This is a genomic window from Aeromonas sp. 19NY04SH05-1 (assembly GCF_040581895.1).
GTDB classification, from domain to species: Bacteria; Pseudomonadota; Gammaproteobacteria; order Enterobacterales; family Aeromonadaceae; genus Aeromonas; species Aeromonas enteropelogenes.
This window is the reverse complement of the sequence record NZ_CP095328.1, coordinates 2,179,500-2,200,237: the sequence shown is the minus strand read 5'-3', so window position 1 is coordinate 2,200,237 and position 20,738 is coordinate 2,179,500. Positions and strand designations below refer to the sequence as shown.

Annotated in this window: 14 protein-coding genes; 10 read left to right on the top strand and 4 right to left on the bottom strand. The window is 59.7% G+C overall.

The genetic code is table 11. The features are described from left to right. The 3 genes from hisA to hisIE are packed head-to-tail and all read left to right on the top strand — an operon-like array spanning nt 1 to nt 2,172. Nucleotides 1–771, top strand: coding sequence for a 1-(5-phosphoribosyl)-5-[(5-phosphoribosylamino)methylideneamino]imidazole-4-carboxamide isomerase (gene hisA / locus MRK42_RS10110; protein ID WP_342009830.1), 771 nt, complete (start codon nt 1–3; stop codon nt 769–771). Then, the gene (hisF, locus tag MRK42_RS10105; RefSeq protein ID WP_338612333.1) at nt 771–1,544 is read left to right on the top strand and encodes an imidazole glycerol phosphate synthase subunit HisF; all 774 of its coding nucleotides are present in this window, start codon (nt 771–773) and stop codon (nt 1,542–1,544) included. The genes hisA and hisF overlap by 1 nt, the downstream gene beginning before the upstream one ends. Beyond that, entirely contained in the window at nt 1,537–2,172 is a 636-nt protein-coding gene (gene hisIE / locus MRK42_RS10100; RefSeq protein WP_338612332.1) for a bifunctional phosphoribosyl-AMP cyclohydrolase/phosphoribosyl-ATP diphosphatase HisIE, read from the top strand. The genes hisF and hisIE overlap by 8 nt, the downstream gene beginning before the upstream one ends. A 172-nt stretch (nt 2,173–2,344) precedes the next feature. On the opposite strand, the gene MRK42_RS10095 is transcribed toward hisIE, so the two are convergent. Then, nucleotides 2,345–3,871, bottom strand: a complete 1,527-nt coding sequence (locus MRK42_RS10095) for a fumarate hydratase (RefSeq protein ID WP_338612331.1) — start codon at nt 3,869–3,871, stop codon at nt 2,345–2,347. A gap of 294 nt (nt 3,872–4,165) precedes the next feature. Between MRK42_RS10095 and pabB the strand changes: the two genes are divergently transcribed. From pabB to MRK42_RS10080, 3 genes are all read left to right on the top strand, one after another. Then, nucleotides 4,166–5,449, top strand: a complete 1,284-nt coding sequence (gene pabB, locus MRK42_RS10090) for an aminodeoxychorismate synthase component I (protein ID WP_338612466.1) — start codon at nt 4,166–4,168, stop codon at nt 5,447–5,449. Nucleotides 5,450–5,521: 72 nt separating this feature from the next. After that, on the top strand, nt 5,522–6,088 hold the full coding sequence (locus MRK42_RS10085; RefSeq protein WP_338612330.1) for a CoA pyrophosphatase: 567 nt from the start codon (nt 5,522–5,524) through the stop codon (nt 6,086–6,088). A 217-nt stretch (nt 6,089–6,305) separates the two neighbouring features. Continuing rightward, nucleotides 6,306–7,607 (top strand): serine/threonine transporter, encoded by a 1,302-nt coding sequence (locus MRK42_RS10080; RefSeq protein ID WP_026458036.1) that lies wholly within the window; start codon nt 6,306–6,308, stop codon nt 7,605–7,607. Between the two features lie 593 nt (nt 7,608–8,200). Here MRK42_RS10080 and sstT read toward each other — a convergent pair. After that, on the bottom strand, nt 8,201–9,451 hold the full coding sequence (gene sstT, locus MRK42_RS10075) for a serine/threonine transporter SstT (RefSeq protein ID WP_338612329.1): 1,251 nt from the start codon (nt 9,449–9,451) through the stop codon (nt 8,201–8,203). A 341-nt stretch (nt 9,452–9,792) separates the two neighbouring features. On the opposite strand from sstT, the gene MRK42_RS10070 reads away from it, so the two are divergent. The 4 genes from MRK42_RS10070 (at nt 9,793) to MRK42_RS10055 (ending at nt 17,034) form a co-directional block, all read left to right on the top strand. After that, entirely contained in the window at nt 9,793–11,706 is a 1,914-nt protein-coding gene (locus MRK42_RS10070; RefSeq protein ID WP_338612328.1) for a RecQ family ATP-dependent DNA helicase, read from the top strand. Between the two features lie 579 nt (nt 11,707–12,285). Further along, nucleotides 12,286–14,208: a PrkA family serine protein kinase gene (locus tag MRK42_RS10065; RefSeq protein ID WP_026457556.1), complete on the top strand. Its 1,923-nt coding sequence runs from the start codon at nt 12,286–12,288 to the stop codon at nt 14,206–14,208. A gap of 24 nt (nt 14,209–14,232) precedes the next feature. Then, entirely contained in the window at nt 14,233–15,504 is a 1,272-nt protein-coding gene (locus MRK42_RS10060; RefSeq protein WP_338612327.1) for a YeaH/YhbH family protein, read from the top strand. 9 nt (nt 15,505–15,513) lie between these two features. Beyond that, nucleotides 15,514–17,034: a SpoVR family protein gene (locus MRK42_RS10055; RefSeq protein ID WP_201977539.1), complete on the top strand. Its 1,521-nt coding sequence runs from the start codon at nt 15,514–15,516 to the stop codon at nt 17,032–17,034. A gap of 159 nt (nt 17,035–17,193) precedes the next feature. Here MRK42_RS10055 and fadJ read toward each other — a convergent pair whose 3' ends face one another. Continuing rightward, nucleotides 17,194–19,317 carry a fatty acid oxidation complex subunit alpha FadJ gene (gene fadJ / locus MRK42_RS10050; protein ID WP_338612465.1) on the bottom strand — a complete coding sequence of 708 codons (2,124 nt, stop codon included), beginning with the start codon at nt 19,315–19,317 and terminating at the stop codon, nt 17,194–17,196. Further along, a complete protein-coding gene (gene fadI, locus MRK42_RS10045) occupies nt 19,317–20,627 on the bottom strand; it encodes an acetyl-CoA C-acyltransferase FadI (protein ID WP_338612326.1) in 1,311 nt (436 codons plus the stop codon). The genes fadJ and fadI overlap by 1 nt, the downstream gene beginning before the upstream one ends. Nucleotides 20,628–20,738 lie beyond the last annotated feature (111 nt).

The window sequence follows — 20,738 nt, the reverse complement described above, 5'->3', positions numbered from 1 at the left end:
ATGATTATTCCCGCAATCGATCTTATCAACGGCCAGGTGGTGCGACTCTATCAGGGTGACTACGGCCAGAAGACCGCTTACAGCGACAGCCCGCAGGCCCGCTTCGACGAATATGTCTCCCAAGGGGCGGTGCAGCTGCACCTGGTGGATCTGGACGGTGCCAAGGATGCCAAGGCGCGCCAGCTCCCCCTTCTCGCCCAGCTGCTGTCGGCTACCGAGGCGCCGGTGCAGGTGGGAGGCGGCGTGCGCAGCGAGCAGGATGTAGCAGACCTGCTGGCCGCCGGCGCCAGCCGGGTGGTGATCGGCTCCACCGCCGTCAAATCCCCGGATCTGGTGGCCAGCTGGATGGAGAAATATGGCCCCGAGCGTATCGTGCTGGCGCTGGACGTCAATATCGATGAGGAGGGCAATCGCCATATCGCGGTGGCTGGCTGGCAGGAGAACAGCGGTGTGACCATAGAGGCGCTGATCGAGCGCTTCCTCCCCGCCGGGCTCAAGCACGTGCTCTGCACCGATATCAGCCGTGACGGCACCCTGGCTGGCACCAACGTCGAACTCTACCGGGATCTTTGCGCCCGCTACCCGGGCGTCGCCTTTCAGGCCTCCGGCGGCATTGGCGGCATCGAGGATATCGAGGCGCTCAAGGGCTCCGGGGTCAAGGGGATCATCCTCGGCCGCGCCCTGCTGGAGGGCAAGTTCTCGGTAGGTGACGCCATCGCCTGCTGGGCAGCGCCCGCTGCATCTACCCCGACAGAAACAGGAGGCAACTGATGCTGGCAAGACGAATTATCCCCTGCCTCGACGTCAAGGATGGCGTGGTGGTCAAGGGTGTGCAGTTTCGCAACCACGAAGTGATGGGCGGCATTGTCGAACTGGCCCGCCGCTACGCCGAGGAAGGCGCCGACGAGCTGGTGTTCTATGACATCACCGCCTCAAGCGATGCCCGGGTGGTGGACAAGAGCTGGGTGAGCCGGGTGGCAGAGGTGATCGATATCCCCTTCTGCGTCGCCGGCGGCATCAAGAGCGTCGAGGATGCCCGCCAGATCCTGGAGTTTGGTGCCGACAAGGTCTCCATCAACTCCCCGGCCCTGGCGGATCCCCGCCTTATCACCCGGCTGGCCGAGCGATTTGGCGTGCAGTGCGTGGTAGTGGGCATCGACTCCTATTTTGATGCCCAAACCGGCCACTATCAGGTCAAGCAGTTTACCGGCGACGAGAGCCGCACCCGCACCACCGCCTGGCACACCCTTGACTGGGTGCAGGAGGTACAAAAACGCGGCGCGGGCGAAATTGTGCTGAACGTGATGAACCAGGATGGCATGCGCCAGGGCTATGATCTCGAGCAGCTCAAGCTGGTGCGGGCCGTCTGCAAGGTGCCGCTGATTGCCTCCGGCGGCGCCGGCGCCATGGAACACTTTCGCGATGCCTTCACCCTCGCCGACGTGGACGGGGCCCTGGCCGCCTCCGTGTTCCACAAGGGCCTCATCCCCATTCCCGAATTGAAACGCTGGCTGAAAACCGAAGGAGTCGCCATCCGTGAATAATCAAGCTGTAAACAACGACGTGTCCCTGGTCGAGCGCCTGGACTGGGCCAAGTGCGACGGCATGATCCCCGCCATCGTCCAGCATTCGCTAAGCGGCGAGGTGCTGATGCAGGGCTTTATGACGAAGGAAGCCCTGGACAAAACCCTGGCTACCGGCCAGGTCACCTTCTTTAGCCGCAGCAAGCAGCGTCTGTGGACCAAGGGGGAGAGCTCGGGCCATGTGCTGAAACTCGTCGCCATCAGCACCGACTGCGATCAGGACTCCCTGCTGGTTGCCGCCGATCCCGTGGGTCCCACCTGCCACCTGGGTACCCCCTCCTGCTTCGACGGCCACCCGCTGCCACCGCTCGGTTTCCTCGCCGAGCTGGAGCAGATCCTGGCCGCCCGCAAGGGGGCCGACCCGGCCACCAGCTACACCGCCAGCCTGTACGCCAAGGGCACCAAGCGCATCGCCCAGAAGGTGGGTGAAGAGGGGGTGGAAGTGGCCCTGGCCGCCATGGCCAAGGATCGGGAGGAGCTGATTAACGAATCCGCCGATCTGCTCTACCACCTGACCGTGCTACTGCAAAACGAGGGGCTGGCGTTGAAGGATGTGGTGCAGCGGCTTTATGAGCGGCATAACAAATAAGAGGCTGTTCAAATGTGTGGGCTTGCCCGCACATTTGCTTTATGGGGTACCAAAAATCCTCGCGTTTAAATCCCGGTTAAATGAGCTGATCGGGCAGCAATAAGCATAAAAAAGGCGTATCCGCAGATACGCCTTGCGATAGAGACTCACCACTTCGTGGTGACAACCAACCTTAGGAGGCCAGCTTGCCGTCCAGCTCGGCAATCTTGGCCGACCAGTAGGCCGGGCCTGTCTCGTGGATATTGTTACCCTGGGAGTCGACCGCCACGGTCACCGGCATATCTTCCACTTCAAACTCGTAGATGGCTTCCATGCCGAGATCGGCAAAGGCGACCACGCGAGCCTTCTTGATGGCCTTGGCCACCAGATAGGCGGCGCCGCCGACGGCCATCAGATAGACGGCCTGGTGTTGCTTGATGCTCTCGACGGTTTTCGGGCCGCGCTCGGACTTGCCGATCATGCCGATAAGGCCGGTTTCACCCAGCATCATGTCGGTGAACTTGTCCATCCGGGTGGAGGTGGTGGGGCCAGCGGGACCAACCACTTCGTCGCGTACCGCATCGACCGGGCCAACGTAATAGATGAAGCGGTTGGTGAAATCGACCCCTTCCGGCAGCCCTTCACCACGCGCCAGCATGTCAGCGATGCGCTTGTGGGCGGCGTCACGGCCGGTGAGGATCTTGCCCGACAGCAGCACTGTATCGCCGCTCTTCCAGCTGGCGAGCTCGGCCTTGGTGATACCGTCGACGTTGACGCGGCGTACGTTGCTGCCCGCCTCGCGGGTGATCTCGGGCCAATCTTCCAGTTTCGGCGGGGTCAGTTCGGCCGGGCCGGAACCGTCGAGTTCAAAATGCACGTGACGGGTGGCCGCGCAGTTTGGGATCATCACCACCGGCTTGGAGGCGGCGTGGGTCGGAGCGGATTTGACCTTCACATCCAGCACGGTCGTGAGGCCGCCAAGGCCCTGGGCGCCGATACCGAGCTTGTTGACCTTGTCATAGAGCTCGACGCGCAGCTTCTCTTCGGTGGTTTCGGGGCCGCGGGCGATCAGCTCCTGAATGTCGATATGCTCCATCAGGGCCTCTTTGGCCAGCACGGCCGCCTTCTCGGCGGTGCCGCCAATGCCGATGCCGAGCATGCCCGGCGGGCACCAGCCAGCCCCCATGGTGGGCACTGTTTTAACGACCCACTCGACGATGTCGTCGGAGGGGTTGAGCATCACCATCTTGGATTTGTTCTCGGAGCCACCGCCCTTGGCGGCGATGCTCACCTCGACCTTGTTGCCCGGGATCATGTCGATGTGCACCACGGCCGGCGCATTGTCTTTGGTGTTCTTGCGGCTGCCGGCCGGATCGGCCAGCACGGAGGCGCGCAGCGGGTTGTCCGGGTTGGTGTAAGCGCGGCGGGTGCCTTCGTCCACCATCTCCTGCACCGTCATGTCGCTGTCCCACTGCACCTGCATGCCGATCTTCACAAAACAGGTGACGATGCCGGTGTCCTGACAGAGCGGACGGTGGCCCTCGGCAGACATGCGGGAGTTGATCAGGATCTGGGCCAGGGCGTCTTTGGCCGCCGGGTTGGCTTCCCGATCATAGGCGGCCTTGGCAGCCTGAACGAAATCGAGGGGGTGGTAATAGGAGATGTACTGAAGGGCGTCGGCGATGGAATCGATAAAGTCCTGTTTTTTTATAATGCTCATATCTTCCTCACTGGTCCTTGTCCGTGCCACAGGGCAAAACAAGGGCTTCCATATGATTGGCTATGCAGTCGTGCTGACCAAAAACTATCAGCCAGCAAAAAACGAACGGCACAGCAGTTTTTTCTTTAGTCACCGACACCTATGATACGCTTGCCGTCCCGCACCGACTAGGGGCCACAAACTAAACTGTTGCCTGTGTAACAAAAAATGACGCCAACACTTCATATTTATCACTTCGATCATCACCCGCGCCTGCACGATCAGTTTGCCCTGTTGCAACACCAGCCCTGGGCCATGTTACTGGAGTCAGCCGGGCCACTCGGCGCCGACAACGGTTTTGACATCATCACCGCCGATCCGCTGGCCACCCTGGAGACCCGGGGGCCCCTCACCACCCTGCGCCAGGGTGATCAACAGAGCGAGTACCATGACGATCCCCTCGCCCTGCTGGCCCGCACCCAGCGCGCGCTGCTGGGGGAACTTTCAGAGCAGCCAACCAGGCTCCCGTTTATCGGTGGGGCACTGGGGCTCTTTGGCTATGATCTGGGTCGCCGCTTCGAGCGATTGCCGGAGCAGGCCGCCGCCGATATCGACGTGCCGGATATGGCGGTGGGGATCTACGACTGGGCGCTGCTGCGCGATGTGGCCAGCGGCCAGTGGCAACTGGTGCACTGGGGCAACGAGGCGGGGCTGGCGAAGCGCCTGGCCTGGCTTGAGCAGCAACAGTGCAAACCGGCGCCGGCCTTCTCCTTGCAAGGTGAATGGCAGAGCAATATGAGCCGCGCCGAGTATGGCGAGAAGTTTGCCCGCATCCAGGCCTATCTCGCCGCCGGGGATTGCTACCAGATCAACCTGACCCAGCGTTTCCAGGCCTCCTATCAGGGGGACGAGTGGCACGCCTACTGCGCCCTCGCCGTCGCCAACAAGGCTCCCTTCTCCGCCTTTGTCCGATTGCCGCACAGCGCCATTTTGAGCCTCTCCCCCGAGCGCTTTCTGCTCCTCGATGGCCGCCATATCGAGACCAAACCCATCAAGGGCACCCGGGCCCGCCACTCTGATCCAGAGATGGATCGCCAGATAGCCCAGGAGTTGGCCCAGGCGGACAAGGACAGATCGGAAAATTTGATGATCGTGGATCTGCTGCGCAACGACATCGGTCGGGTGAGCCGACCCGGCTCGGTCAGCGTGCCTCATCTGTTTGCGGTGGAATCCTTCCCGGCCGTGCATCACTTGGTTTCCACCATTCACGGCGAGCTCGACGAGCGCTGGCAGGGGGTCGATCTGCTGCGGGCCTGCTTCCCGGGCGGCTCTATCACCGGCGCCCCCAAGATCCGCGCCATGGAGATCATCGAGGAGCTGGAACCGCAGCGACGCAATGCCTATTGCGGCAGCATCGGCTATCTCAGCCAGCACGGACGGATGGACACCAGCATCTGCATTCGCACTCTGATCGCCGAGAACGGCCATCTCTCCTGCTGGGCCGGTGGCGGCATCATCGCCGACTCCGATGCCGACAGCGAATATCAGGAGACCTACGACAAGGTGGCCCGGATCCTCCCCCACCTCTCGGCCTTGTGATAAAAATCTTTTTCTTTAACCCGGCATGGAGCCACGGCACAGTGGCTAACGATGAACATGGATAGCCACGACATGGATAGCAATGAACTGCTGACCCGCTTTCAACTTCAACTGCCGGCGCCAGCCCATCGGCTGGCCATCGCCGGACTCAAACCGGCGGCCGTACTGCTGCCGGTGGTAGAACGCGAGCAGGGGTTGCAGCTGCTGCTGACCCGTCGCAGCCCCCATCTGCGCCACCATGCGGGCCAGATAAGCTTTCCCGGGGGGCGCCAGGATCCGCAAGACAGGGATCTGATCCAGACCGCCCTGCGCGAAACCGAGGAGGAGCTCGGCATCAGCCCCCGCCAGATCCGCGTCATCGGTACCCTGAGTCCGCTCAATACCGTCTCCCAGTACGATGTGCTGCCGGTGCTCGGGCTGGTCGAGGGGGATTACCAGCTCACCCTCAGCCAGGATGAGGTGGCTCAGGCATTCGAAGTGCCCCTTGCCCACCTGCTCAATCCCGCCAACCACATCGCCCTCACCTTTCCCCGCAAGCAACAGTGGCACACCGTCTACTGGATACCCTGGCAAGATCATTTCATCTGGGGTGCCACCGCCAGCATGATCCGCCAACTCTCACAGCACACCGCAAAATAACAATCTGGATACATTTTGGCGTACAGAATTTGCGCTTTAACATTAAACTAACGTGGCAAATGATAAACAAAAATTGATTTTTTAGTATTTTGATCACGTTTCTATAAGAAAGTGCGGTTTTTCACGTTAGTAAGGTGAATTTGATCAACATTTTTAATCGAAAAAAAAGTATCCTTGCGCCGACTCAATAAAAAACCACACATTCGGGGTGAGATAGATGTCTAAAACTGTCATTGGCGCACAGGATGTTGCGACCGCACAGGAGCAAGGATTCAGCTCCGTCCAGACCACCAAGGGTTGGGCGAAACAAGACACCACCTGGGTGATCAGTCTGTTCGGTACCGCCGTCGGCGCCGGCATTCTGTTCCTGCCGATCAACGCCGGCATGGGCGGCTTCTGGCCGCTGGTCGTGATGGCGCTGCTGGTCGGCCCCATGACTTACCTGGCGCACCGCGGCCTGGCCCGTTTCGTCCTCTCCTCCAAGCAGAAAGATGCAGACATCACCAAGGTGGTGGAAGAGCACTTCGGCGTCGGCGCAGGCAAGCTCATCACCCTGCTCTACTTCTTCGCCATCTACCCCATCGTGCTGATCTACGGCGTGGGCATCACCAACACGGTTGAAAGCTTCATGGTCAACCAGCTGCAGATGGCCGCCCCGCCGCGCTGGATCCTCTCCATCGTGCTGATCATGGGCATGATGTCCGTGATGCTGGCCGGTGAGAAGCTGATGCTGAAAGTGACCGAGTTCCTGGTCTACCCGCTCATCGCCATCCTGGCCGGTATCTCCCTCTACCTGATCCCGGACTGGACCGGTGCCGCTCTGGCGCAGGTGCCGTCTGCCAAGGATTTCGCCACCACCCTGTGGCTGACCATCCCTGTGCTGGTGTTCGCCTTCAACCACAGCCCGGCCATCTCCAGCTTCGCCCTGGCCCAGCGTCGTGACTACGGTGATCGCGCCGTCGAGAAATCCGATGCCATCCTCAAGCGAACCGCCATGGTGCTGCTGGGCTTCGTGATGTTCTTCGTCTTCTCCTGCGTGATGAGCCTGACTCCGGCCCAGCTGGCCGAAGCCAAGGCCCAGAACATCGCCGTGCTCTCCTACCTGGCCAACCAGCATGCGAGCCCGATCATCTCCTACTTCGGTCCGCTGGTTGCGTTCGTCGCCATCGTCTCCTCCTTCTTCGGCCACTATCTGGGTGCCCGTGAAGGTCTGAAAGGGATGATCGTCCAGAACATGACCAAGGCTGGCAAAGAGCCGGATCAAAAGAAGGTTGAGCTGTTCATCATCGGTTTCTTCATCCTGACCCTGTGGGGCACCGCCGTGGCCAACCCCTCCATCCTGGGCATGATTGAATCGCTGGGCGGCCCCATCATCGCCACCATCCTGTTCCTGATGCCGATGTACGCCATCAAGCGTGTACCGGCCATGGCGAAGTACCAGGGCCAGATCAGCAACGTGTTCGTTGCCACCATGGGTCTGATTGCCATCTCCGCCATCTTCTATCAGCTGGTTGGTTAATCCCTCCCGCTGCCGAACCAAAATGCCAGCCGTTATCCGGCTGGCATTTTTTATGGGCGCGCTGCGCCAATCCCTCCTCTCTTGCCGACATATCCCATCTAACATCCCCTGTTTCCCCTAAGTTCCATTAACCCTGTCCTGTTTCCCGAATAATCGACCTCTCCCATCGGGTGGGAAAGCACCGGGCACAACACGCTCAACCACCCTGTTGCTTGCATCAACCTCCTGCCGCACATCTGTGTTGTATAAGAAACACATCGTCGCACCTTTCCCGTAGCCCGCCAGACATTGACTAAAGCCATGGCTAAAGATGCCACCCTGCCGCCATGGCGTTGCCAATCCACGGTAAAGCCCCGGACGTTGCAATAAGGTGTAGTGCAGTCGTAGCTTGCCCTTCCCGCCATGAGTTTCTCATCTTTGTATCCAGCCCCTCACTCGTGCTCTGAACCAGACATGGCGTTCAGGCATGACAGGCCAGCAAGCGACTGGCTCAACCTGATGCGATGCCAATGCCCCGCCAACACCATATTTGCAGGCATAAAAAAGCGCCCTCCGAAGAGGGCGCCAAATAACAGAGAAGGTGGGTAACGAGATCAAGCTTCGCGGCTTGGGATCGCCTCGGCGTCCATCAGGCTCTCGTCTTCGGCCATGCAGGCCGCGGCGGTAAACAGCACGTCGGTGGAGCTGTTGAGGGCCGTTTCGGCGGAATCCTGCAGTACCCCGATGATGAAGCCGACGGCCACCACCTGCATGGCGATGTCGTTGCTGATCCCGAACAGGCTGCATGCCAGCGGGATCAGCAGCAGGGAACCACCGGCCACACCGGAGGCGCCGCAAGCACTGACGGTGGCAACCACGGAGAGCAGCAGAGCCGTGGCCAGATCCACTTCCACCCCCAGGGTATGCACTGCCGCCATGGCCAGCACGGTAATGGTGATGGCAGCTCCGGCCATGTTGATGGTGGCGCCCAGCGGGATGGAGACCGCATAGGTATCTTCCGGCAGACGCAGTTTTTCACACAGGGCCATGTTGACCGGGATGTTGGCAGCGGAGCTGCGGGTAAAGAAGGCGGTCACGCCGCTCTCTTTGAGGCAGGTCAGCACCAGCGGATAGGGGTTGCGCTTGATCTTCCAGAACACGATCAGCGGGTTGACCACGAAAGCGATGAACAGCATGCAGCCGATCAGCACCACCAGCAGCTGGGCATAGCCGAACAGGGCATCGAAGCCGGTCTCGGCCAAGGTGGAGGCGACCAGGCCCAGAATACCGAGCGGGGCACAACGGATCACCGCCTTGACGATGGTGGAGACACCGTGGGAGAGATCGGAGATCAGCGCCTTGGTGCTCTCATTGGCATGACGCATGGCGATGCCAAGGCCAATGGCCCAGGCCAGGATCCCGATGTAGTTGGCATCCATCAACGCCTTGATCGGGTTGGTCACGATGTTGAACAGCAGGGTTTGCAGCACTTCTGTGATGCCGCCCGGCGGAGTGATCTCGGCGGTGTTGGCTACCAGATGCAGGTTGGAGGGGAACAGGAAGCTGGCCATGACAGCGACGACGGCCGCCGCGAAAGTGCCAAACAGATAGAGTACCAGCAAGGGGCGGATGTTGGTTTTCTGCCCCTGCTTGTGGCCTATGATGGCCGCCATCACCAGCACAAAGACCAGCAGTGGTGCGACCGCCTTCAATGCGCCGACAAACAGGCTGCCGAGCAGGCCGGCTGCCCTGGCCCACTCGGGGGCAAACATGGCCAGCAGGATACCAAATACCAGACCAACCAGGATCTGGCTGACAAGACTGGTGCTATTGACCAGCCGGATAAAAGGGTGTTGTTGTGTCATCAAAAAGTCCCTAGGCACCGTAGTGCATGATTCATGAGTCCTGTCTGCAATCCCGCATTGAGAAGCGCCTGCCCTCATATGAGATAACCGCGGCCAGCCTTCTGTCGGGCCGATCCGGCGGTTATCAGGATTGCTTGATGGAATATCCCACTCGCCACCTTTTTTTTCCAGAGAATCACCAAAAAATATCCGGCTTTTATCACAAAATTCCGCAACAAACTCTTAACCACAAGGCAACCACCCGTTTTTGTACGCATTTCAACCAATCTTTACCGACTTACTCACTCCCGTTCTCAAGGGGTCGCTGTGTTATCATCGCCGATTTGCGCTGGAGCCCTGCCATGATCCCGACCCTGCTGACCCGACACTTTGGTTTTTCCGGACTCAGACCCGGCCAGGAGGGAGTGATCAACCGGGTGCTGGCAGGCCAAAGCGCGGCCGCCATCTTCCCCACCGGCTCAGGCAAATCCCTTTGTTATCAGTTGCCCGCCCTCGCCATGCCCCATCTCACCCTGGTGATCTCGCCCCTGCTGGCCTTGATGCACGATCAGCTCGCCTTTCTCAAAAGCAAGGGGATCAGCGCCGCGACCCTCGATTCCAGCCAGAGTCCGGAAGAGAGCCGTCAGGTGATGCAGCAAGCCCTGGATGGCCAGCTGAAGATCCTGATGATCTCGGTGGAGCGACTCAAGAACGAGCGCTTTCGCCGCTTTATCCAGCAGGTGCCGCTGTCGCTGCTGGTGGTGGATGAGGCGCACTGCATCTCGGAGTGGGGTCACAACTTTCGCCCCGACTATCTCAAGTTGCCGCACTATCGCGATGAGCTGAAGATCCCCCAGGTATTGCTGCTGACCGCCACCGCCACCCGGGCGGTCATCAAGGATATGCAGGCCAAATTTGCCATCGAGCCCGATAATGTGATCGTGACCGGCTTCTATCGCCCCAATCTCGATCTCGCCGTGGTGCCGCTTCCCCCCGAGGAGCGCGATAGCTGGCTCGCCCAAACCTTGCGCGCAGACCCCGGCCTACCCACCATCATCTATGTCACCCTGCAACACACCGCCGAGCAGTGCGCCGGGATGTTGCAGCAGCAGGGGCTCAGTGTACGTGCCTATCACGCCGGGCTTGATGCTGAGGTGCGCAGCCGGATCCAGCGGGATTTCATGACCGGTCGGGTGGATTGCATCGTCGCCACCATCGCCTTTGGCATGGGGGTCGACAAGGCGGATATCCGCCGGGTGATTCATTACGATCTGCCCAAATCCATCGAGAACTACAGCCAGGAAATTGGCCGGGCCGGTCGCGATGGACAACTCTCGCACTGCACCGTGCTGGCCAACCAGAGCCAGCTGCCGGTGCTGGAAAATTTCGTCTATGGCGATACCCCGGATCTGGCGGCCATCCGCCAGTTGCTTGACATCATTGCAGGCAGCGGCCCGCAGTGGGAATTCACTCTGCTGCGCCTCTCAAACGAAATAAATATCCGCCAGCTGCCTCTCAAGACCCTGCTGGTTTATCTGGAAATGGCGGGCATCATCACGCCGGCCTATAGCTATTTTGCCGACTACCGCTTCAAGTTCGTGCTGGATAAAAGCGACATCCTCGCCCGCTTCAACCCGGATCGGCGCCAGTTTCTGGAACAATTGTTTGCCTGCGCGCCCTTGGCACGCAGCTGGTGCACCATGGATTTCGAGGCGCTCTGGCAGGGTTATCAGGGAGAACGCCAGCGGGCGGTTGCGGCCCTCGACTATCTGCAACAGCAGGGCTGGATTGAACTCGAGAGCAAACAGATGACCGAGGTCTACCGGGTCAATCAACAGGGGTGGAACAAAGAAGAAGAGGCGCTGCGGCTGCACGGTCTTTTTTTGCAAAAAGAGCAGAGCGAGCTTGCCAGACTGCAGGCCATGCTGGACTTTTTCACCGCCGACGATTGCCTGAGCCACCGCCTGGCCCGCTATTTTGCCGATGAGGCCGCCCCCGCCCGGTGCGGCCACTGCTCTGTCTGTCGCGGCCAGGTTGCCGTGCTCCCGCCCTTGCCCCAACTGTTCATGCCAAACGAGGCGGGCATCCGCGCCTGGTGCGAGCCCCTCATCGCCAAGACAGGCACACAGGATGAACGCGTCCTGGCCCGTTTCCTGTGTGGCATCGCCACACCGCTCACCACCCGGGTCAAGGCCAGATCCCTGGCCGGGTTTGGCCAACTGGCAGCCCATCCCTTTGCCAACGTGTTGCAGGCCTTAAAGCAGGCCTACTCCTGAATACAAAGCAGGCTGCGCACCGCTACAATTTTTCAGCAGACAAAAAAAGAAGACCCTCGCCTTTGCGAGGGTCAAGCCAACGGAAACGTGCTTAAACAGAGCTTAGTGCCACGACAAGCCGCTCTCTTGCTAAAGCGCCTTGCCACCTGCACATGGCCAATCTAGAGGAGTGGAATTGTAGCGTCAATGTAAAAATTAGAGCTGTAACTTCAAACAAACCACATTACGTTGACGTTAGCGTAATGATAGATTTATTGATATTCCCGCCAACGGGCGCCACGTCTGGCTTCCCGTTTCACCTGCATCGACTCGCCCGGACCTGCCCGCAAGCAAAGAAACATTTATTTTTTATGTCTTTGACATTTACCTCACTATCATGGCAAAAATAATTTAACAGTCAGTAACATAGCTGTGTTGCTGGCTGACCGGCCCACTCGGTAAGCCGGCCGGTTTCGTCACTGTGTCATCAATCAAATAGGGATGGATTACTGGGGCCTGTTGACTAGGCTTTAAATGCAAGACCAAACAAATAGTGATCCGCTCATTTTCAGGGTAAGCGACTATAACGAGGGCAAAGTTATGGGCATCTTCGAGCATTACCAACAGCGATATGAGAAAGCCAGGGAAGAGGAATACAGCATCCAGGAGTTTTTGGACATGTGTAAGCAGGACAAATCCTGCTACGCCTCTGCCGCCGAACGCCTGCTGACCGCCATTGGCGAGCCGGAGATGGTCGATACCTCCGCCAATCCCAGACTGAGCCGGCTCTTCTCCAACCGGGTCGTGGCCCGCTATCCCGCCTTCAAGGACTTCTACGGGATGGAAGAGGCCATCGAACAGATCGTCTCCTACCTCAAACACTCCGCCCAGGGGCTGGAAGAGAAGAAACAGATCCTCTATCTGCTGGGTCCGGTCGGGGGTGGTAAATCCTCTCTCGCGGAGAAACTCAAATCCCTGATGCAAAAGGTGCCCATTTATCGCATCAAGGGCTCACCGGTCAACGATCACCCCTTCTGCCTGTTCGACATCGAGGAAGATGGCGAGCTGCTGGAGAAGGAGTACGGCATTCCGCGCCGTTACCTGCGTCCCATCATGTCCCCCTGGGTTGCCAAGCGACTGCACGAGTTCGGGGGCGACATCACCAAGTTCAAGGTGGAGAAGGTCAATCCCTCCATCCTCGACCAGATCGCCATCGCCAAGACCGAGCCTGGCGATGACAACAACCAGGACATCTCCTCCCTGGTCGGCAAGGTGGACATCCGCATGCTGGAGCATTTTGCCCAGGATGACGCCGATGCCTACTCCTACTCGGGCGCGCTGTGCAAGGCGAACCAGGGGATCATGGAGTTCGTCGAGATGTTCAAAGCCCCCATCAAGGTGCTGCACCCACTGCTGACCGCCACCCAAGAGGGGAACTACAACGGCACCGAGGGGCTCTCCGCCCTCCCCTTCGACGGCATCCTGCTGGCCCACTCCAACGAATCCGAGTGGCAGCAGTTCCGCAACAACAAGAACAACGAAGCCTTCCTCGACCGGGTTTACATCGTCAAGGTGCCCTACTGCCTGCGCGTTTCGGAAGAGGTGAAGATCTACGAAAAACTGCTGGTCAACAGCGAGCTGACCGAGGCCAAATGCGCCCCGGGCACCCTCGAGCTGCTGGGCCAATTCTCCGTGCTGTCGCGCCTCAAGGAGCCGGAAAACTCCAGCATCTACTCCAAGATGCGGGTCTATGACGGAGAAAGCCTCAAAGACACGGACCCCAAGGCCAAGAGCTATCAGGAGTACCGCGACTACGCCGGGGTGGATGAGGGGATGAATGGTCTCTCTACCCGCTTTGCGTTCAAGATCCTCTCCCGCGTCTTCAACTTCGACCACGCGGAAGTGGCGGCCAACCCGGTCCACCTCTTCTACGTGCTGGAGCAGCAGATTGAGCGCGAGCAGTTCCCACAAGAGCTGCACGACCGCTATCTGGAGTTCATCAAGGGCTACCTGACCCCGCGCTACGTAGAGTTCATCGGCAAGGAGATCCAGACCGCCTACCTCGAGTCTTACTCCGAGTACGGCCAGAACATCTTCGATCGCTACGTCACCTACGCCGACTTCTGGATCCAGGATCAGGAGTACCGTGACCCCGAGACCGGCCAGCTGTTTGACCGCGCCTCGCTCAACAGCGAGCTGGAGAAGATCGAAAAACCTGCCGGGATCAGCAACCCGAAGGATTTCCGTAACGAAATCGTCAACTTCGTGCTGCGTGCCCGGGCCAACAATGCAGGCCGTAACCCCAACTGGACCAGTTACGAGAAGCTGCGTACCGTGATCGAGAAGAAGATGTTCTCCAACACGGAAGAGCTGCTGCCGGTTATCTCCTTCAACAGCAAAACCTCGGCCGAGGAGCAGAAGAAGCACGATAACTTTGTCGAACGGATGATGGAGAAAGGCTACACCCGCAAACAGGTGCGACTGCTCTCCGAATGGTATCTCAGGGTCCGCAAGTCATCCTGACCCTGACCTGTTCAAGGGGGAGTTATGGCGCATTTTATCGACCGCAGGCTCAACGGCAAAAACAAAAGCGCTGTCAATCGGCAGCGCTTCATCCGCCGCTACAAGAAGCAGATCAAACAAGCGGTCTCGGATGCTGTCTCCAAGCGCAGCATTCAGGACGTAGACAAGGGCGAGAGCATCAGCATCCCGACCAAGGATATCGGCGAACCCCATTTCCATCAGGGACAGGGGGGCAAACGGGAGATGGTGCATCCTGGCAACGATCAGTTTGTCACCGGCGACAAGATTGAACGCCCCAAGGGAGGGGGTGGCGGTCAGGGTTCCGGTGAGGGACAGGCCTCCAATCAGGGGGAAGGTTCGGACGACTTCGTGTTCCAGATCTCCAAAGACGAGTATCTGGATCTGTTGTTCGAGGATCTCGAGCTGCCCCGCCTGCAAAAGACCCAGCTCAACCAGCTGATGGAGATGAAAACCTACCGGGCGGGCTACACCTCCAACGGGGTGCCCGCCAACATCAACGTGGTGCGATCCCTGCAAAACTCGCTGGCACGGCGCATGGCGCTGCAGGCGGGCAAGAAACGCCAGCTGCACGAGCTGGAGGATCGCCTCGCCCTGCTGGCCGCCGATCCCAACGAGCACTTTGCCGAGATGGCCCAGCTCGAAAAGGAGATCCGCGAGCTGAAACGGCGGATCGATGCGGTGCCCTTCATCGACACCTTCGATCTCAAATTCAACAACTTCGTCAAGCGACCGGTTCCTTCCAGCCAGGCGGTGATGTTCTGCCTGATGGACGTCTCGGGCTCCATGGATCAGGCCACCAAGGAGATGGCCAAGCGCTTCTACATCCTGCTCTATCTGTTCCTGAGCCGGACTTACAAGAATGTCGAGGTGGTCTATATCCGCCACCACACCCAGGCCAAGGAGGTGGACGAACACGAGTTCTTCTACTCCCAGGAGACGGGGGGCACCATCGTCTCCAGCGCGCTCAAGATGATGAACGATATCATCAACGATCGCTATCCGGCCAACCAGTGGAACATCTATGCGGCGCAAGCTTCAGATGGCGACAACTGGGCCGATGATTCCCCCCAGTGCCGGGAGATCCTGGTGCGGGACATCATGCCGCGGGTGCGATACTACTCCTACATAGAGATAACCACCCGTGCCCACCAGACCCTGTGGCACGAGTATGAATCGGTGGCCAGCCAGTTCCCCCACTTTGCCATGGAGCATATCCGCAAGGTCGAGGATATCTATCCGGTATTCCGGGAGCTGTTCAAGAAGCAAGCGGCGTAAGGAGGTCACATGATCGAAACCGAAAAACGAGTGACGCCACTGGATGACGGACCGGACTGGAACTTTGATCTGCTGGAGACCTACCACCAGGAGATCGCCCGGGTCGCCAGGTTCTACAAGCTGGACACCTACCCCAACCAGATCGAGGTGATCACCGCCGAGCAGATGATGGATGCCTACTCCAGTGTCGGCATGCCCATCGGCTACCAGCACTGGTCATTCGGCAAACGCTTCATTCACACCGAGCGCAACTACAAGCGTGGCCAGATGGGGCTGGCCTACGAGATCGTCATCAATTCAGACCCTTGCATCGCCTACCTGATGGAGGAGAACACCATGCCGATGCAGGCGCTGGTGATGGCCCACGCCTGCTACGGCCACAACTCCTTTTTCAAGAACAACTACCTGTTCAAGGCGTGGACCGATGCCTCCTCCATCATCGACTACCTGCTGTTTGCCAAGAACTACATCACCCAGTGCGAGGAGAAGCACGGTATCGATGCGGTGGAGCAGCTGCTCGACTCCTGTCATGCCCTGATGAACTTCGGGGTGGATCGCTACAAACGCCCCCAGAAGATCTCGATGGCGGAGGAGAAACGGCGCCAGAAGGCACGGGAAGATTATCTGCAGACCCAGGTCAACGAGCTGTGGCGTACTCTGCCCAAGCAGCACAAGAGTGCCGGGGTGGAGGACAAACGCTACCCCGCTGAGCCCCAGGAGAACATTCTCTACTTCATCGAGAAAAATGCCCCCCTGCTCGAGCCCTGGCAGCGCGAAATCGTGCGCATCGTGCGCAAGATCAGCCAATACTTCTACCCGCAAAAGCAGACCCAAGTGATGAACGAGGGGTGGGCCACCTTCTGGCACTACACCATCCTCAACCACCTCTATGACGAGGGCAAGATCAGCGATCGCTTCATGATGGAAGTGCTGCACAGCCACACCAACGTGGTCTATCAACCGGCCTACAACAGCCGCTACTACTCGGGCATCAATCCCTATGCGCTGGGGTTTGCCATGTTCACAGATCTACGCCGCATCTGCGAGCACCCGACCGAGGAGGACAGGTACTGGTTTCCGGACTACGCCGGCAGCAACTGGGTCGAGACCCTGCATTTCGCCATGCAAAACTTCAAGGACGAAAGCTTCATCAGCCAGTTCCTGAGTCCCAAGGTGATGCGGGACATGAAGCTCTTTGCCATTGATGACGACGATCTGAAGAACTACCTCAAGATCTCAGCCATCCACAATGACGAAGGCTACCGCCAGGTGCGCAACACCCTGTCGGCCCAGTACAACCTGAGCAACCTGGAACCCAACATTCAGGTCTACAACGTGGCAGTGAAAGGGGATCGCTCCCTCACCCTGCGCTATGTGCCCCACAACCGCATCCCCCTCGGCGATTCCCGCCACGAGGTGCTCAAGCATCTCCACCAGCTGTGGGGATTCGATGTGGTGCTGGAGCAGGACAACGGCGACATGCCGCCAGACATCATAGGGCGCTGTCCGGAACGCAAACCGGGGATCTGACTCATCGCCCCTCCCCAATGGCCCACTTAGGTGGGCCATTTTTTTGCCCCCTTTTTTCTCCGCGTCGTACCCGCCCCTGCATACCATCAGCACCGGCATAAAAAGAGGCCCGCACCTTCGGGTGCGGGCCTCTTGTCTGGTTATCATCGCGGGGCGCTATCAGTAGAAGGTCTGCTGCTCCGCGGCCATCGCCTTGAGGCGCTCACAGGGTGCAAAGCGATCGCCGTGGCGCTTCTGGTAATACTCCAGCCTGCCGACCAGATGGTCGATGCCAAGAGCGTCCATATAACGGAAAGGCCCCCCCAGGAAGGGCGGGAAACCGATGCCGAAGATGGCGCCGATGTCGCCATCACGGGCCGAGGCCACCACGCCGCCATCGAGTGCCATGGCCGCTTCGTTGAGCATCAGCAGCACGCAGCGCTCGGCGATCTCCTGTTTGGCCAGTTTGGCCACCGGCTTGATCCCCAACACTCCATAGACGCTCTCGTCCACCTTCTTCTTGCCCTTGGCAGCCTTGCCGTAGAGGTAGAATCCCTTGCCGTTCTTGCGACCCTTGCGATCGTTCTCCAGCAACTTGTCAAAGGCCTTGGGCGCCTGGAACTGCTCGCCCCCCAGCTCTTTTTCAAGGATGGGCGAGATCTTGGCCCCCACGTCAATCCCCACCTCATCGAGCAAAGTGATGGGGCCCACTGGGAAACCAAAGTCGAGCAGGGCGCCGTCCAGTACCTCCACCGGTTCCCCTTCCAGCACCAGACGAGCCGCCTCGTTCATATAGGGAGCCAGGATGCGGTTGACGTAGAATCCCGCCTCGTCTTTTACCACGATCGGGGTCTTGCCCTGGGCACGGGCGAAGGCCAGAGTGGTGGCCACCGTCTCGGGGCTGGTCGTGGCATGGGGAATGATCTCGGCCAGCGGCATCTTGTCCACCGGGCTGAAGTAGTGCAGCCCCACCACCCGCTCAGGGTGCGCGGCGGCCGCCGCAATCTGGTTTATGGGAAGCGACGAGGTATTGGAGGCAAACACGGTATGCTCGCCACACTCGCGCTCCACATCTTTCACCATCTGGTGTTTGAGGGAGAGATCTTCAAACACCGCTTCCACCACCATGTCGACCCGGTGGAAACCGGAGTAGTCCAAGGTGCCGGTCAGCAGGCTCATCTGTTTTTCCAGCTCGCTGCGCAGGAGTTGGCGGCGCTTGAGCTTCTTGGCCAAGATATCGTAGCTGTAGCGCATGGCATTGCCGATGCCGGCGTTGGCCACGTCCTTAATCCGCACCGGTACACCCGCCTTGGTGGCGGTGACAAAGGCGATGCCGCCCCCCATCAGGCCGCCACCCAGCACGGCGGCATGACCCACCTTGCGCGGCTCGGCCCCCTGATAGGTGACCTCTTTCTTCATCTCGGTAGTGGCGAAGAAGATAGAGCGCAGAGCGGCAGATTCACGGGTCATCACCAGCTCGCCAAAGTGGCGGGACTCTGCGGCGAGACCTGCCTGCATCCCCTCCTCCACGCCGATGCGTACCACCTCGATGATCCGCTCGGGGGCCGGATAGTTGCCACGGGTCTTGGCCTTCACCCCTTTGCGCGCCTGATCGAACAGCACCTTGCGACCCAGCTTGTTGGTTTCCAGCAGCTTACCCTGCAGATCCCGTTTCAGCTGGTGGCGCGGCTTGCCCTTCTTGGCAAGCTTGATGGCGGCCTCAAGCAAAATGGAAGGCGGCACCACATCGTCCACCAGTCCCAGTTTTTTGGCCTGTTTGGCCCGCACCTGCTTGCCGGTCAGCATCAGATCCAGCGCCTTGGCCACCCCGATGAGACGGGGCAGACGCTGGGTTCCACCAGAGCCCGGCAGCAAGCCCAGTTGCACTTCGGGCAGACCGAGTACGGTTTTACCATGCTCAGTTACCACCCGGCCATGACAGGCCAGCGCCAACTCCAGCCCACCGCCAAGGCAGGGGCCGTGGATGGCGGCGATCACCGGAATGGTCAGGGACTCGATCTCGGCGAAGATGATCTGCCCCTCGCGAGAGAGCGTCTCGGCATCCTGGGCGCTGGCACAGGCCGCCAGCATGCTGATGTCGGCCCCGGCGATGAAGGAATCCTGCTTGCCTGAGGTGATCACCAGGCCGATCAAATCCCGATTGCCTTTCACCTCGGCCAGCAGGTTGCGGATCTCCTCTGCAAAAGAGGCCTTCAGGGTATTCATGCTCTCGCCCGGCACATCCATGGTGAGGATGCCGATGCCATCTTTGCGTACGTCCAGTGAAAAAGTCTTCGCGCTCATCATTCAACCTCCAGCACCATGGCCGCACCCAATCCGCCTGCCGCGCAGGCGGTGTTGAGCCCCAATCCCCCACCCCGACGACGCAGCTCGTGCAGCGTCTGAGTGATCATCCGCGCGCCGGTGGCGGCAAAGGGGTGACCATAGGCCAGGGAACCGCCGAGCACGTTGAACTTCTCCATGTCCACCTCACCGATGGCCTGATCGCGGCCCAGCTTGTCACGGGCAAACTCTTTGCTTGCAAAAATCTTGAGGTTGGCCAGGGTCTGGGCAGCGAATGCCTCGTGCATGTCGATAAGAGTCAGATCGGCCAAAGTGATGCCGGCGCGGTCCAGCGCCAGCGGCGTAGCATAGGAGGGGCCCATCAGCATGTCCTGCCAAACGTCGATGGCAGAAAACGCGAAACTGCGAATAAACCCAAGCGGCTCCAGGCCGAGCTCCTTGGCCCGCCCTTCGCGCATCAGCAGCACGGCGGCGGCGCCATCGGTGAGCGGGGTGGCGTTGGCGGCAGTGACAGAGCCGTGCACCCGATCAAACACAGGTTTGAGCTTGGCGTAACTCGCCAGATCGGACGCCTCGCGGATGTTGTTGTCCCGCTCCAGCGGTGACTTGTAGGGCGGCACGTGAGCGGTGAACACCTCGCTGTTCAGCTTGCCGTCGGCCCATGCCTGCGCGGCCAGGGTATGGGAACGATGGGCCAGCGCATCCTGCGCCTCGCGGCTGATGCCGTGGGTCTTGGCCATCTGCTCGGCAGTCTGCCCCATGGAAAGGCCGGTGGAGTATTCGGCCACTGCGGGGGGCACCGGCAGCAGATCCTTGACCCGCAACTGGCGCAGAATGTTGAAGCGCTGCTGCAGATTGCGCGCCTTGTTGAGATCCACCAGGGCGCGAGCCAGCTTCTTGCTCACCCCGATGGGCAGCACGGAGGAGGAGTCAGCGCCGCCGGCAATGGCGATATCGGCCATGCCCGCCATGATGGACTCGGTGACATTGGCCACCGCCTGGAAACTGGTGGCGCAGGCACGGGAGACGCTATAGGCATCCGTGGTCACGCTCATGCCGGTACCAAGCACGATCTCGCGAGCGATGTTGGGGGCTTCCGGCATCTGCACCACCTGGCCGAACACCAGCTGATCGATAAGCTTGGGATCGAGATCGGTACGGGCGAGCATCTCGCTCACCACCAGTTTGCCGAGATCCACCGCAGGCACGCCGTGATAGGCAGTCGCCTGCTTGGCAAAAGGGGTTCGCAGACCCGCCACGACGGCAATCCGTTCGCCCTGGCGAGTCGTCAGTTTCAATGGCTGTTTCATCCTGGCTCCTTGGGTTATAAGACAGAGGTCTGACCTCATTGCGCCACATCTTAACAATCCAATCACAAGTTTCATACAGCTGATTGAAACTAAATTGAGCGCAACTCGGCC